Origin of the sequence: Streptomyces sp. x-80, from assembly GCF_046549095.1 — a bacterium.
Lineage (GTDB): Bacteria > Actinomycetota > Actinomycetes > Streptomycetales > Streptomycetaceae > Streptomyces > Streptomyces celluloflavus.
This window is the reverse complement of sequence record NZ_JAJPWM010000013.1, coordinates 171,266-186,113: the sequence shown is the minus strand read 5'-3', so window position 1 is coordinate 186,113 and position 14,848 is coordinate 171,266. Positions and strand designations below refer to the sequence as shown.

General features: G+C 74.1%; 11 protein-coding genes. 4 read left to right on the top strand and 7 right to left on the bottom strand.

The genetic code is table 11. From position 1 onward, the window contains the following. The first annotated feature begins 124 nt into the window (after positions 1-124). The gene (locus tag ACLJWH_RS25925; protein ID WP_411144151.1) at positions 125-1,339 is read left to right on the top strand and encodes a PAC2 family protein; all 1,215 of its coding nucleotides are present in this window, start codon (positions 125-127) and stop codon (positions 1,337-1,339) included. 137 nt (positions 1,340-1,476) lie between these two features. Here the strand turns inward: ACLJWH_RS25925 and ACLJWH_RS25920 are convergent, their stop codons facing one another. The 5 genes from ACLJWH_RS25920 to ACLJWH_RS25900 all read right to left on the bottom strand — a co-directional run bounded on the left by ACLJWH_RS25920 (position 1,477) and on the right by ACLJWH_RS25900 (position 7,609). Beyond that, positions 1,477-3,771 (bottom strand): TIM-barrel domain-containing protein, encoded by a 2,295-nt coding sequence (locus tag ACLJWH_RS25920; protein WP_411144150.1) that lies wholly within the window; start codon positions 3,769-3,771, stop codon positions 1,477-1,479. A 180-nt stretch (positions 3,772-3,951) separates the two neighbouring features. Continuing rightward, the gene (gene mshC, locus ACLJWH_RS25915; protein WP_411144149.1) at positions 3,952-5,181 is read right to left on the bottom strand and encodes a cysteine--1-D-myo-inosityl 2-amino-2-deoxy-alpha-D-glucopyranoside ligase; all 1,230 of its coding nucleotides are present in this window, start codon (positions 5,179-5,181) and stop codon (positions 3,952-3,954) included. Between the two features lie 118 nt (positions 5,182-5,299). Further along, positions 5,300-6,193 carry an SCO1664 family protein gene (locus tag ACLJWH_RS25910; RefSeq protein ID WP_411144242.1) on the bottom strand — a complete coding sequence of 298 codons (894 nt, stop codon included), beginning with the start codon at positions 6,191-6,193 and terminating at the stop codon, positions 5,300-5,302. Between the two features lie 5 nt (positions 6,194-6,198). Continuing rightward, on the bottom strand, positions 6,199-6,789 hold the full coding sequence (locus ACLJWH_RS25905) for a DUF3090 domain-containing protein (protein WP_411144148.1): 591 nt from the start codon (positions 6,787-6,789) through the stop codon (positions 6,199-6,201). Between the two features lie 121 nt (positions 6,790-6,910). Next, entirely contained in the window at positions 6,911-7,609 is a 699-nt protein-coding gene (locus ACLJWH_RS25900) for a histidine phosphatase family protein (protein ID WP_411144147.1), read from the bottom strand. A 58-nt stretch (positions 7,610-7,667) separates the two neighbouring features. On the opposite strand from ACLJWH_RS25900, the gene corA reads away from it, so the two are divergent. Continuing rightward, a complete protein-coding gene (gene corA, locus ACLJWH_RS25895) occupies positions 7,668-8,660 on the top strand; it encodes a magnesium/cobalt transporter CorA (protein ID WP_411144241.1) in 993 nt (330 codons plus the stop codon). Between the two features lie 29 nt (positions 8,661-8,689). On the opposite strand, the gene ACLJWH_RS25890 is transcribed toward corA, so the two are convergent. Further along, on the bottom strand, positions 8,690-9,478 hold the full coding sequence (locus tag ACLJWH_RS25890; protein WP_411144146.1) for a ferritin-like domain-containing protein: 789 nt from the start codon (positions 9,476-9,478) through the stop codon (positions 8,690-8,692). Positions 9,479-9,774: 296 nt separating this feature from the next. Next, complete coding sequence (locus ACLJWH_RS25885) at positions 9,775-10,824, bottom strand: LLM class F420-dependent oxidoreductase (protein WP_094794585.1); 1,050 nt, start codon at positions 10,822-10,824, stop codon at positions 9,775-9,777. Positions 10,825-10,951: 127 nt separating this feature from the next. Between ACLJWH_RS25885 and ACLJWH_RS25880 the strand changes: the two genes are divergently transcribed. Continuing rightward, entirely contained in the window at positions 10,952-11,935 is a 984-nt protein-coding gene (locus tag ACLJWH_RS25880; protein WP_411144145.1) for an aldo/keto reductase, read from the top strand. Next, positions 11,932-14,820 carry a helix-hairpin-helix domain-containing protein gene (locus ACLJWH_RS25875; RefSeq protein ID WP_411144144.1) on the top strand — a complete coding sequence of 963 codons (2,889 nt, stop codon included), beginning with the start codon at positions 11,932-11,934 and terminating at the stop codon, positions 14,818-14,820. The genes ACLJWH_RS25880 and ACLJWH_RS25875 overlap by 4 nt, the downstream gene beginning before the upstream one ends. Positions 14,821-14,848: the final 28 nt, after the last annotated feature.

Sequence of the window (14,848 nt, the reverse complement as noted above, 5' to 3'; positions counted from 1 at the left end):
TACGCCTTCTTGCACAGGGGCTGCGGACGGGCACCCCGGACGCCGTAGTGTGGGGAGCGCACGTAACGGAACTGCTGCCGGCGGCCGCCCCGAGGTGGTCCGACCGGTCGGAAGGAGGCGCTGGGTGATCGAGCTGGAGGGGGTGCCCGAGCTGATCGACCCGGTCATGGTGGCCGCGTTCGAAGGCTGGAACGACGCCGGCGACGCCGCCTCCGCCGCCGTCGCCCATCTGGACCGGGAGTGGAAGGGCCAGGTCTTCGCCGCGCTCGACGCGGAGGACTACTACGACTTCCAGGTCAACCGCCCGACCGTCTTCCTCGACGGCGGCGTCCGGAAGATCACCTGGCCCACCACCCGGCTCTCCGTCGTCCGCGTCGGCGACGCCGACGGCAAGGGAAACCCCCGCGATCTGGTCCTGGTCCGCGGTGTCGAGCCCAGCATGCGCTGGCGGTCGTTCTGCAACGAACTGCTGGGCTTCGCCCACGAGCTGGGCGTGGAGATGGTGGTGGTCCTGGGCGCGCTGCTCGGCGACACCCCGCACACCCGCCCGGTCCCGGTCAGCGGCGTCACCTCGGACGCCGACCTCGCCGGCCGGCTGGACCTGGAGGAGTCGCGCTACGAGGGCCCCACGGGCATCGTCGGCATCCTCCAGGAGGCGTGCACCCACGCGGGCGTCCCCGCGGTCAGCCTGTGGGCGGCGGTGCCGCACTACGTCTCCCAGCCGCCCAACCCGAAGGCCAGCCTCGCCCTGATCAACCGCCTGGAGGACCTGCTGGGCGTACGCATCCCGCTCGGCGAGCTGAGCGAGGACGCGCGCGCCTGGCAGCTGGGCGTCGACCAGCTGGCGGCCGAGGACAGCGAGGTCGCCGAGTACGTCCAGTCGCTGGAGGAGGCGCGCGACACCGCGGAGCTGCCGGAGGCGTCCGGCGAGGCCATCGCCCGCGAGTTCGAGCGCTATCTGCGGCGCCGCGACCCGCAGGCCGGACCGGGAGTGGCGACCGAGGGCGGGCTCGCCGACGGCCGCGACGGCGGCTATCTGCGCGACCCGGCGGGCGGCCGCACCCGGCCGGCCCGGCCGGTGTCCAAGGAGCCGCGCGACGCCGGGTCCGGCACCGCCGACGGCACGGAGCCGGCGGAGACCGGTACGGCGGACGCCGGCGGCGGGTCCGCACCGTCCACGACGCCCACGGACGCCGCCGGATCCCCGTCCGCAGCCGCCCCGGACAGCTCTCCCGCCCCGGACGCCGCGGACACCCCGGACGTCTCCGACGGCCCGGCCGCCGACGCCGAGAAGCCCGCGGACGGCCCCGCGGACAAGGACACCGGCACCGGGCGCTGAGCCCGCCCCGTCCGCGCCCCCGTTCCGTATCCGGCCACCCCGGGCGAGGTGCCTGACCGCAGTCGGCCGGCGGACGCCCGGTGGGTGTCGTGGGTGCCCGCGGTGGCGGCCGTCCGTACGACCGCCACCGCCGTGGCTCACCGGCCGCCGGTACCCGGGGTCTTGCCGCCGACCGCGCTGGCGCCCTTCAGCGTCAGGGCGAAGGCGTGGGCGGTACTGCGCGGCGCGGTCTTGACCCGGACGACACCGGCCCGGTCGGACGCGTCGTAGTACCAGCCCTCGCCCGCCTTCGCGAACGCGCTCGCGGAGGCCAGCCGCTTCAGCGGACGGCCGGCCAGCACGACACCGCGCGGCGCGTCACCGGTGTGCACGGTGAACTCGTAGGGCCGGGCGGTCTGCTTGCCCCGGAACGAGCCCCGGGAGGCGCCGACGTCGATGCGCACCTCCCCCGCCCCGGCGCGCGGGGCCACCACCTTCACCCGCTGTGTCGCGCCGGCGCCCGCGCGGTGCGCGCGGGTCACCCCGTCGTCCTCGTAGAGGGTGAAGGAGGACGTGCCCTGCGGGTAGACGTCCCAGGCGAGCGGCGAGCGGGCCGTCCGGTCCTGGTACGAGCTGATGCCCGGCCACATCGGCACCGCGGCGCCCGCCTTGACGAACAGTGGCAGGGTGTCCAGCGGGGCGTGGTAGCCGTTGACCGTCGTCGGGCCCTGATAGGTGCGCCCGGTCCAGTAGTCGACCCAGGTCCCCTTGGGCAGATAGATGCCGTCGCGGGTGTCGCTGTCCTGGTAGACCGGGGCGACCAGGAAGTCCTCGCCGGTCAGGAACTCGTACTTGGCGGCGTCGGTGGCCGCCTCGGGATCGCCGGGGTACTCCAGCGCCAGCGGACGCACCGGCCCGACACCGGTACGGGTCGCCTCGGCCGCGTAGGTGTACATGTACGGCAGCAGCGACTCCTTCAGCTTCAGGTACTTCCGGTTGATGGAGGTGTACGGCTCCCCGTACCGGTAGGGCTGCTTGTCGTTCTTCGCCCAGCCGTCCATCGTCATCACCGCCGGGAGGAAGGACTTCCACTCCAGGTCGCGGACGTAGGTCTGGGGGCTGCCGCCGAAGATGCCGTCCACATCACCCGTCGTGTAGGCGAGTCCGGACATGGTGGCCCCGGCGTACGTCGGGATCTGCCAGCGGATGTAGTCCCAGCTGCCGCTCTGGTCGCCGGACCACTGGACGCCGCAGCGCTGCGCGCCCGCCCAGCTCTCGGGGGCCCAGGTGAAGCCCCGGGCGTCACTGTTGTCCTCGATGCCCTGGTATGCCTTCTTGCAGCCGTCCAGCGCGAACTTGTAGCCGTCGCCGACCCAGGCCACGTCGAGCTTGGCGATCCGCTGACCGGCCTTGACCTGGTCGGCGAGCTTGTCGATGCCGTCCTCGGTCCACAGCCCGAGCGTCATCTTCCGGTCGCCCAGGCCCTTGGCGGTCTCCGCGAGGTTCTCGTATCCGCACCCGTAGCCGTCGTTGACCAGCATCCAGCCGTTGGGCATGTCGTGTGCGGTGTATCCGTCGGCGATCTTCAGCGCGTCCAGGGTGTGCCGCTCGCCCCGGTTGGCGTTGTGCAGATAGCAGTCCGAATCGCCGATCTCCAGCCCGTACAGCGGGGGCAGGAAGGGTTTGCCGGTGAGCTCGGTGTACTGGCCGATGACGTCCTTCGCGCCGGGACCGGCGAAGTAGTAGGCGTCGAAGCGCCGTTCCTGCGCGGTCGTGGTCACCGGGTCCTTGAAGGCGTAGGTGTTCGGCGCGTAGGTGTTGCGGAAGACCCCGTAGCCGGCCGACGAGAGGTAGAAGGGGACGGAGTTGGGGTGCCCGCCGTCGTCCCAGTGGTAGTCGACGCCGACCTCGACGGTGCTGCCCCGGTGCGAGGTGTTGCCGCGGCCGTTCTGCATCCCGGCCCCGTAGAACTGTTCACCGGCGCCACGCGCCAGCGTCTGCGTGGTGGTGTCCTTGTCCCAGCTCAGCCCCTTCGCCTCGGACCACACCAGCGAGCCGTCGGCCCGGCGCAGTTCGAAGCGCAGCGGCGCCTTGACGGCCCGCAGCGTCACCTGGGAGGTGCTGAGTTCGTACGCGTCCCCGGCGTCCCGCCAGCGGGTGGCGGGCAGTGCGCCCTGGGGCAGCACGATGTCCTTGCCCGTGGGGTCGGCGAAGGTGCCGTCCGGGGCGAGCTCGATGCGGAAGGTACGGTCCGAGACAAAGCTGACGCGCGCCTCGGCCGCCCCGGCGTGCAGGCGGTAGACGGCTCCCGCGGCCTCGAACCCGGTGATGTCGCCCACGGTCCCGGGTGCGGAACCGGCGGCCCGTACGCCGCCCACCGGCCCCGCGACCACCGCCACGAGCCCCAGCAACGCGGCAACGACGGCCGCTCGCAGTCCTCTTGGTTTCCTCATACACGCAGATCTAGCGCGATGGCGCGGACATGACCATGGACTCCCGGACCGTGTTACTGGACTTCCGGCCGCGGCGGGGCCCCGGTGGTGGGCTCGGGCAAGGAAGAGGGGCGCCCCCGCTGTCCGGCGGAAGCGCCCCAGGGTCGGCGGGCGGAGGTCAGCGCGGCGCCGTCGGCACCGTCACAGGGCCACGCCCAGGAGCGCGTCCACGGCGCGCGACACCAGGCCGGGGGCGCCCTCGTCGCTGCCGCCGGTGGCCTGTTGCGCGGCGGCCCAGCGGTCGACGGCCGCGAGCGCGGCGGGCGAGTCCAGGTCGTCGGCGAGGGCCGTGCGGATCTCCTCCAGGAGGGCGTCGGCGGGCGGTCCGTCCGGGCGGGAGACGGCGGCGCGCCAGCGCGCGAGCCGTTCCTGGGCCTCGGTCAGCACCGAGTCGGTCCACTCCCAGTCGGCGCGGTAGTGGTGCGCGAGCAGCGCGAGGCGGATCGCGGCCGGGTCGGTGCCGGCCCGCCGCACCGTGGAGACGAAGACGAGGTTGCCCTTGGACTTGGACATCTTCTCGCCGTTCAGGGCCACCATCCCGGCGTGCACATACGCCTTGGCGAACGGGTACTCGCCGGTGAGCGCCTGGGCGTGCGAGGCGCCCATCTCGTGGTGCGGGAAGGCGAGGTCGGAGCCGCCGCCCTGGACGTCGAAGCCCATGCCCAGATGCTCCAGGGCGATGGCGACACACTCGATGTGCCAGCCGGGGCGGCCCCGGCCGAGCGAACCGCCGTCCCAGCTCGGGTCGCCGTCGCGGGCGGCCATCCACAGCATCGGGTCGAGCGGGTTCTTCTTGCCCTCCCGCTCCGGGTCACCGCCGCGCTCGGCGGAGAGCAGCCGCATCGCCGCGGCGTCCAGCCCGGAGACCTCACCGAAGTGGGCGTCGGACGCGACGGAGAAGTAGATGTCGCCGTCCAGGTCGTAGGCGGCGCCGGCGTCGAGCAGCCGTTCCACGAGCGGCACGATGCCGGGTATCGCCTCGACGGCGCCGATGTAGTGCCGGGGCGGCAGCATCCGCAGGGCCGTCATGTCCTCGCGGAACAGGGCGGTCTCGCGTTCGGCGAGCGCCGTCCAGTCGTCACCGGTGGCGACGGCCCGCTCCAGCAGCGGGTCGTCGACATCGGTGACGTTCTGCACGTAGTGCACCTGGCGCTTCGTGTCGAGCCACACGCGCTGAACCAGGTCGAACGCGTTGTAGGTCGCCGCGTGCCCCATGTGGGTGGCGTCGTACGGCGTGATGCCGCAGACGTAGATACGGGCGACGGGACCGGGGTCGAGGGAGACTCGTCCGCCGGTCGCGGTGTCGTGGATCCTCAGGTCGCGGCCCTGGCCAGGCAGGGCGGGGACCTCAGAAGCGGGCCATGCATGCATGCATTGAGCGTAACCGGACGCATGTTCCGGATACGAACCGGACCGGGTGTCTTGGCCGGATAGGCGGTCTTGCGTTCGACGGCGAAGCGTGCAAGAGGCGACCGGCGGGCCGCCCCGGTCAGACCGGCGGCCAGGGGATCGGCGGCCACTGGCCGCTCGGTTCGGGGTGCCGGCCGCTGCGCAGCAGTCCGGCCACCCGTGCCCGCAGCGCCGCGATCTCGGCGCCGGTGATCAATTCGGCCAGTCGGGCGGCGAGCGGCGCGGCGTCCGCCAGCGCCTCCTGGAGGCCCCGCAGGACCGTCAGCGCCTCCTCGGTCAGCGGCTCCCCCGCCCACCCCCACAGCAGCGTGCGGAGCTTGTCCTCGGCGTTGAACGTCACACCGTGGTCGATGGCGAAGAGCCGGCCGCCGGCCGCGGGCAGCAGATGGCCGCCCTTGCGGTCCCCGTTGTTGATCACCGCGTCGAGTACCGCGAGCCGCCGCAGCCGCGGATCGTCGGCGTGCACCAGCAGCGCGGTACGGCCCGCGCCGGTCTCGGCGAGCCCGACCGCCTTCCAGCCGGGGCCCGGCTCCGCGTCCTCGACCAGGGCGAGCAGCTCCGGCACCGCCCCGTCGCCGTCGGGCGCCTCGATCCACTCCTGGACCATGCCGGTGCCGTACGGGCCCTCCCGCAGCACCGTGGGCGGGATCAGGTCCCAGCCGCTCGCCCGGGAGATCTCGTACGCGGCGACCTCGCGCTGGGCGAGCGTGCCGTCGGGGAAGTCCCACAGCGGACGCTCCCCCGCGACCGGCTTGTACACGCAGGCGGCGGTGCGGCCGTCGAGGGCGACCGTGCAGTAGAGCACGGCGTTGGACGCCTCCCGGATCTGGCCGCGCACGGTCAGCTCGCCCTCGGCCAGCAATGCGACGGACACCCCGGCGGCGGGCTCCGGCGCCGCTCCCCCGCCGTCCGGCGGCTGCGCGGGGGACGGCATCGCCCCGGCCTGTCCGGCCGGCCCGGCCGAGGGATCCATGGCGCTCAGGCGTCCCGTCGGTATCCGTTCTGGCGCGGGCATACGTGTCCCTCCGGGTCGAGCGGCAGGCTGCACAGCGGGCACGGCGGGCGCCCGGCGTTGACGACTTCCAGGGCCCGTCTGGCGAACGCCCTGGCCATGGTCCCGCTGAGGCGCACCCGCAGCATCGGCGGGCCGTTCTCGTCGTCCTGGAGCAGCCGCTCCTCGGCCTCGGCGAGATCCTCGTCGCTGCCGGCGTCCATCTCGACGAGCGCCTGCGCCTCCACGATCATCCGCTGGTCCTCGCCGTCCCAGGCCAGCGCCATGGTGCCGACCCGGAACTCCTCCTCGACGGGCGATTCCAGCGGGGCGGTGTCGGCCAGCTCGGTGGGGGCGACGGCGGGCACCGGGGCGTTGCCGCCGCTGCGCCGCACCACCTCGTCCAGCAGCTCGTCGATCCGCTCGGCGAGGGCGGCCACCTGGGTCTTCTCCAGGGCGACGCTGGTGGTGCGGCCGGCCGCGGTGGCCTGGAGGAAGAAGCTACGACGGCCAGGCAGCCCGACCGTACCGGCCACGAAGCGGTCCGGCGCGTCGTAGAAGAACACCTGACGGGACAACGTCCTGCTCCGATTGCTCGACTGCGGGGTCAGTGCGGTCGCTGCAAGGTCCTGCGGTCACGGTGCGGATCGCAGGGACAGGGCGGACAGCGCCGTGGCCCCACCCTACTGCGCCCGCTGATCACGGCGCTCCCGCGCCGCCTCCGACGGCCGCGTACCGCTCACCGTCCACCGGACCGGCGTCCTCGCGGGGCACCAGACCCCCGAAGTCGCCGGTGTCACCGAGCCGTACGAGGTAGGGGCGCAGCCGGGTGTAGCGGATCACGGTGACCGAGCAGGGCTCGACGGAGATCCGCTGGAAGAGATCGAGGTGCATCCCCAGGGCGTCGGCGACAAGGGATTTGATGATGTCGCCGTGCGAGCACATGAGGTAGGCGGCCTCGGCGCCGTGCGCCTCCTCGGTCCGGGCGTTCCAGTCGCGGACCGCGTCCACCGCGCGGGCCTGCATGGCCCGCATCGACTCGCCGCCGGGGAAGGCGGCGGCGGACGGGTGCCGCTGGACGACCTCCATCAGCGGCTGGTCGGCCAGCTCGGCGAGTTTGCGGCCCGACCAGTCGCCGTAGTCGCATTCGCTGATCCGGTCCTCGGCGTACAGCGGCAGTCCGGGGCGGGCCGCCAGCAGGGGCCGCAGGGTCTCCCGGCAACGCTGGAGCGGGCTGGAGACGGCGGCGGCCAGCGGTACGCCGGCCAGCCGCGCGGGGAGCGCCGCGGCCTGGGCGGTACCGCGCTCGTCGAGGGCGACACCGGGCATCCGTCCGGCGAGCACACCGGAGGTGTTGGCGGTGGAGCGGCCGTGCCGCACCAGGATCAGCGTGGGCATGTCCGCCAGCCTACGTGCCGCGTCCGCCGTGCCGGCGGGCGGCCGGGCGAGGGGGAGAATACCGGGTGTGATCAAGGACTGTGCCATCTACCGGGAGGGCCGCCGCACCGAGCGGGCGGCCGACTTCGCCACCGCCCTCGCCATGGCGCGGGCCGACGGCGACTCCTTCCTGTGGCTGGGGCTGCACGAGCCGACGCAGCAGGAGTTCGACCTCGTCAGCAGCGAGTTCGGGCTGCATCCGCTGGCCGTCGAGGACGCGCTCAAGGCCCATCAGCGGCCCAAGCTGGAGGTGTACGAGGACTCGCTGTTCGTGGTGCTGAAGCAGGTCGGCTACGACGCCGGGACCGACACGGTGACCACCTCCGAGCTGATGGTCTTCGTCGGTGACTCGTTCGTCGTCACGGTGCGGCACGGCGAGGCGAGCCCGCTCACGGAGGTGCGGCAGCGGCTGGAGCACCAGCCGGAGATCCTCCGGCACGGCCCGACGGCGGTGCTCTACGCGGTCAGCGACGCGGTGGTCGACGACTACATCGAGGTGGCCCGCGAACTCCAGCTGGACCTGGAGGAGTTGGAGGCCGAGGTGTTCTCCTCGGACGGCGGCGACACCAAGAACACCGCGGCCAGGATCTACGCGTTCAAGCGCCAGGTGCTCGAATTCCGGCGCGCCACCGGCCCGTTGCTGGAGCCGATGGTCCGCCTCCAGAACCCCGGGGTGCCCTTCGTACCCGGCCACGCCCGGCCGTTCTTCCGCGATGTCGGCGACCACCTCACCCGCGCCAACGACTCCGTGGAGGGCCTGGACCGGCTGCTCTCGGACATTCTCGCGGCCCATCTGGCACAGGTGGGCGTGCGGCAGAACGACGATATGCGCAAGATCTCGGCGTGGGCGGCGCTGGCGGCCGTCCCCACCCTGATCGCCGGGATCTATGGCATGAACTTCACCGACATGCCCGAGCTGAGGTGGCCGCTGGGCTATCCGGTGGTCCTGCTGGCGATGGCGGGCGTCGAACTCACGCTGTACCGGCTGTTCAAACGCCGCGGCTGGCTCTGACCGGGCGTCCGGCCCCGCGGCCGGGCCGCTCAGGCGTACTCCGGCGCGCCGGTGGCCGGGCCGCCCAGCGCGTCGCGCCGCTCGGGCATCCGCAGCCCGGCCATGCGCCGCCAGCCGCCCAGCCGCTCATGGCCGTGCACCGCCCGGACGGCCGTGGCGAGCACCGCGGACCTGGCCGCGGACCAGCCCAGGATGCGGCCCATGTGGTCCAGCACCGCGAGGCTGACGTCCCGGTGGACGCCGGTCTCGGCGAGCGCGCAGTCGCGCAGGATCCGCTGGATCGTCCGGCCGTGCCCGGCGCGGGCCAGCCGGAGCAGCTCCTCGTGGCAGTAGGCGAGGTGGTTCTCCTCGTCCCGGGAGATCATCCGGATCGCCCTGCCCACCTCCGGATGGTCGCCGAAGCAGGACTTGAGCATGCCCATCTGGTCGGCGGCGCGCTGTTCGGTGACCCGGCTGTGCGCGAGGTAGGTGATGATGTCGAGTTCGCTGAGCGGTTCGTCGCGGCGCAGCTTGTCGTGGGCCAGGCCGATGCCCCGGCGCTCCAGCAGCATGGTGTAGTCGACCGCCGGGGGGACCTCGGCGGGTGTCAGACCGCGCTTGCGCAGCAGGGCGTGGAAGATCCGGCCGTGCTTGTCCTCGTCGGCGCCGTGCCGGGTGACCTTGGGCGCCAGTTCGCGCAGCGACGCGGGGAGCAGCGCGGCGATCCGGCCGTTCTCCCAGCCGCCCTGTGCCTCGCCGCTGGCGGCCACCGAGCAGAACAGCCGGTAGGACTCGTCGTGCTCGATGATCTCCTGGAACAGGCTCCGGGCCGAGAACATCTGCGCCACCTCCGAACGGACACGCCCGCATTGGAAAAGTGAAATGCGGGGTGGGGGCGGCGGCAACCGCACGGCCCGTCCGGCTACCCGTTCGGGCGACCGGTGCGCTGATGTCCGGGCGTAACCGGTGCGCTCACCGGGGCGTTGTGCTGGGCGACGGCCGTGGCGGGGAAGACCCCCGAGCCCCCACCACGGCCGCTGTGCCGGGGCCGCCCGGCGCCACCGGCGCCGGGCTTTCCTTATGCCCGGTCCCCCTACGGCCGCCTCCTCACGACCGCCCTCGCGCCCGCTCCCCGTTACGCCAGCCCGGCGCGCTCCAGCGCCTCGGTACCGGCCCGCAGCGACGCGACCCGGTCCGCCAGCGTGAAGCCCGCGGGCGCCAGCGTCAGCGTGGTCACCCCGGCCGCCGCGTACGCCTGCATCCGCTCCGCGATCCGCTCGACGGAGCCGAGCAGCGTGGTCTGGTCGATCAGCTGCTGCGGGATGGCCGCGGCCGCGCCGTCCTTGTCGCCGGACAGGTACTTGTCCTGGATCTCGGCGGCTTCCTTCTCGTAGCCCATCCGCCGGGCCAGCTGGTTGTAGAAGTTCTGCTTGCGACTGCCCATCCCGCCGACGTACAGGGCGGTGTACGGCCGGAACATGTCGGCCAGCGCGCCGACGTCCTCGCCGACGGCCAGCGGCAGCGTCGGACAGACGTCGAAGCCCTCCATCGTCTTGCCGGCCTTCTCGCGGCCCGCCCGGAGGTGCGAGACCGCGGTCTCCTCCAGGTGGTCAGCGGAGGGGAAGATCAACAGCGCGCCGTCGGCGATCTCACCGGTCTGCTGAAGGTTCTTGGGGCCGATCGCCGCGATGTAGAGCGGGATGTGCTCCCGCTGCGGGTGCACGGTGAGCTTGAGCGGCTTGCCGGGGCCACCGGGCAGCGGCAGCGTCCAGTGCTCGCCCTCGTAGGACAACCGCTCGCGGGTCATGGCCTTGCGGACGATGTCGACGTACTCGCGGGTGCGCGCCAGCGGCTTGTCGAACTTGACGCCGTACCAGCCCTCGGAGACCTGCGGCCCGGAGACGCCGAGACCGAGCCGGAACCGGCCGCCGGAGAGCGAGTCCAGGGTCGCGGCCGTCATCGCGGTCATCGCGGGCGTACGGGCCGGGATCTGGAGGATCGCCGACCCGATGTCGATGCGCTCGGTCTGCGCGGCGACCCAGGAGAGCACCGTGGGAGCGTCGGAGCCGTACGCCTCGGCGGCCCAGCAGACCGCGTAGCCGAGGCGGTCGGCCTCCTGTGCCACCGCGAGATTGTCCGCGTCCATGCCGGCGCCCCAGTAGCCGAGGTTGATGCCAAGCCTCATGCCGCTCCCCTTACTGATCAGTAACGTCGCTGTTGCGGGGACTCTAGCGTCCAAGGCCGCGAGCCGTCATCGGCGGGTTGTCCACAGGTCCCCTGATCCGGACCGGCGGCCAGTAATCTCAAGGGCCATGGAGCAAAGGCACCTCGGCCGTACGGGGCTTCGCGTGTCCCGCCTCGGGCTGGGCACCCTGACCTGGGCACGCGACACGGACGAGCAGGAAGCCGCCGATCAGCTCAAGACGTTCTGGGAGGCCGGGGGCACCCTCGTCGACACCGCGGACATCTATGCCGACGGCGGGGCCGAATATCTCCTGGGCCGGCTGACGGATGTGCTCGTGCCGCGCGCCGATCTGGTGATCGCGACCAAGGCCGGCGGCGTCCTGGAGGCGGACCGCCGCGTCGACGGTTCCCGACGCCACCTCCTGGCCTCCCTGGACGCCTCCCTGGAGCGGCTGGGTACCGACTACGTCGACCTGTGGCAGCTGCACGCCTTCGATCCGCACACCCCTCTGGAGGAGACCCTCCAGGCGCTCGATCTCGCCGTCACCAGCGGCCGGGCGCGCTATGCGGGCCTGTCGAACTTCTCCGGCTGGCAGCTCGCCAAGGCCGCCACCTGGCAGCTCGCCGCGCCCGGCGTCCGCAGCCGGCTGGCGAGTACGCAGATGGAGTACTCCCTCCTCCAGCGCGGCGTCGAGCGCGAGGTGCTGCCCGCGGCCCGCGACCTCGACATCGGCGTACTGGCCTCCTCCCCGCTGGGCCGGGGCGTCCTCACCGGCAAGTACCGCCGAGCCACCCCCGCCGACTCGCGCGGCGCCTCGGAACATCTCGCGCCGTTCGTCGCGCCGTATCTCGACGAGGCGGCGAGCCGGATCGTCGAAGCGGTCAGCACGGCCGCCGACGGCCTCGCCGTCACCCCGCTCCAGGTCGCGCTCAGCTGGGTCCGCGACCGCCCAGGGGTCACCGCGCCGCTGGTGGGAGCCCGCACCGGAGAGCAGCTCAGAGCGGCTCTGTCAGTGGAGACCCTTAGTCTTCCTGACGAGATCCGCCGGGCGCTGGACGATGTGTCGGCCCCGGTGCACCACTATCCCGATCACGACTGGAGCACGCTGTGAGTACCGACCGCCCCGCCGGCGAGACCGCGCCCGAGCAGGAGGCCGCGCCCGGCACTACGGATGCCCGGTCACCCGGCGAGGACGCCGGGGCACGGGGGGCGGACGTGGTGGCGCCGGGCGCGGATGCGGCGGCGCCAAGCGCAGATGCGGCGGCGGGCGCGGATTCCGGGGAGCCGGTTGCCGGGGCTCCGGCAGCGGAGCAGGGGACCGGTCCGGTGGCGGACACCGAGACGGCGGCCGGCGTCGGCGGTGCCGGCGCGCGGGCCGACGGCGACGACCCGGCTCCGAACACCTCGGCACCACAGACGGCAGAGACGTACGGCGCGGCGCCCAGGACAGCGGCACCGGCTCCCGCACCGGCCGGGAACTCCGGCCCGGCCACGGACGGCGCACCATCCGGTCCGGCGACGGGCGCGGAGACGACAGCCGACGTCAGCGATGACGGCACACGAGCCAACAGCGACACCCCGGCTCCGAACACCTCGGCACCACACCCGGCAGAGACGGACAGCACGCCACCCAGGACAGCAGCTCCGGCACCGGCACCGGCACCGGCACCGGCACCGGCCGGGACCTCCGGCCCGGCCACAGGCGGCGGCGCACCGTCCGGTCCGGCCGCCGCGACGGCTGCGGCGCTGGCGGCTGCGGCGCTGGCGGCGGCGGTGCGGGCCGTGGAGAGCGGTGAGCGCTCGGCCGCCTCGTTCTTCGCCGAGGCGCCGCGCCGCACCGCACCCGCGGCGCCCGCCGCCGGACGGCCCGCCCCGGTGGGCGCCCCGGCGGGCCCGGCGCCCGAGGTGGCACGGCAGCGGACCGCGAGCGGGTCCCCCGGCCCGTCCAGGCCGGCCGCCGCCCCCGGGGACGGCACCCCGGCCACCCCCGCGTCCGCCCCCCGCCCCGTGGTGGCGACGGCCCCCGGCGTCGACGGCGTACGACAGATCCTCGCGGCGGGCGGCGCTCCCGAGGCACTGGCCGAGAAGGCCGCCGAGGCGCTCGGTGAGCGGGCCGCGGAGACGCTGGCCGCCGACCCCTGGCAGCTGCTCGGCGTGCCCGGGGTGCGCCCCGAGCAGGCCGACGGCTTCGCGCGGGCGCTGCTCGGCGCCGCCTGCGGACCGGCCGACGAGCGGCGCGCGCAGGCGCTGGTCGGCTGGCTGCTGGAGCAGGCCGCCGTGGCCGGCCACTCCGCACTGGAAGCCTCCGCATTGCGGGCCGCCCTCGCCCAGCGCGCCGTTCCGGACCCCGACGACGCCCTCCAGACCGCGATCGCCGACGGCGCGGTCCTGGTCTTCCAGGACGCGATCGACACACCGGGCCGGGCCCGCCCCGCCGCGGATGACGAGGAGGCCGAGCAGCCGGTCCGGATCCTGCTCGGCCTGGACCGGTTCGCGATGGCGGAGGAGAGCGTCGCCGACGGCCTGGCGCGCCTGCTCAACACCTTCGAGACCGGCGGGGCGGACCGGGGTGCCGCAGACGCAGCCGAGGCGGGCGACGACGGTGCGGCGGACGAGACGGCGACGGAGCCCGGGGCCACGGACGGCGCGGATGACATGAGCGGCGCCTCTGCGACTCCCGACGCCCGGCAGGAGGACGACGGGGCCGGGAGCGGGTACCGGCGGCCGCGGCCGGCCGCGGCCGACTGGGCCGCCGCGGCGGACGCCGCGCCCTCACCGTCGGCCGCGGAGCTGATCCGGGCGGCCGCGGACAGCGGTCTGGTGGCGCACACCGGCGCCGAGGCGGCCCGCGCCGAGCCCGCCGCGCTGATCGCCGCGGCCCGAGCCCTGGGTCTGCGGGCGTTCGGCGCCACCCACAGCGAGAACGGCCGCCGACGCCTGGCGGCACACCTCACCGAGGCCACACCGGGCACCCCGACCACGGACGCCCCGGCCACGGGCTCAGCGGACCCGGGCGCGGCGGCGGTGACGGTGGCGGGCCTGCTCTCCGGACGGCAGGGCCCCGGCCGGGACTCGGACGGCGCGCTCGCGCTCGATCTGCTGGTCGTGCTGGACGCGCCGCAGCTGGATCTGGAAACGGCCGCGCTGCTCATCGAATCGCTGACCGACGGGACCCGGCTCGTGCTCAGCGGCGATCCCGGGGTCCTGTGGTCCGCCGGACCCGGCCGGCTCTTCGCCGACCTCCTCGCCGCCCGGTTCTGCCCCCAGGTCGCCTCCCGCACACCGGACTCCGGCCCGATCGGCGAGCTGGTGTCGGGCATCGGCATCGGCGAGCTGAACCAGGTCGAGGCCCCCGGCAAGGAGGTCGTGATCGTCCCGGCGCGCGATGCCGGGGAGGCGGTGCACCGCACCGTCCAGCTGGTCGCCGACTCCGTACCGCGGGCGCTCGGCGTCCCGGCGGAGCAGACCCGGGTCATCACCGTCGGCCACGGCGGCGCGGCCGGCACCCGCGCGCTGAACACCGCGCTCAAGGAGCGGCTCAACCCCGGCCCCGGCCGCTTCGGCGGCTTCGACCCGGGTGATCACGTCGTCTACGCCCCGGCCCCCGGCCGCACCCTGCCCGGCAAGGTCACCGGCGCGGACGCCGCCGGTCTGCGTCTCGACTGCGACGGCGGGACCGTGGTGGTGCCCCGCGAGCAGGTCGGCGCCGGTGCGGTCCGGCACGGCTGGGCGCTCACCGCCCATCAGGCGGCCGGTATGCGCTGGCCCGCCGCGGTGGTGGTCCTGCCCGGCGACGCCGCCGGCGGGCTGACCCGCGCCTGGGTCTACACCGCCTTCAGCCGCGGCGAGCGCCATCTGTCGGTCGTCCAGGGCGTCGACCAGGCGCTGCCGCGCGCGGTCGCCGAGGTGCCCGTCAAGGACCGCACCACCCGGCTGCGCACCCTGCTCCAGACACAGAGCGTGCAGGCCGCGGCGGACTCGGCGGCGGCCGGCTGACCGCCCCGGGAGGGCCGTCCCGGGCCCC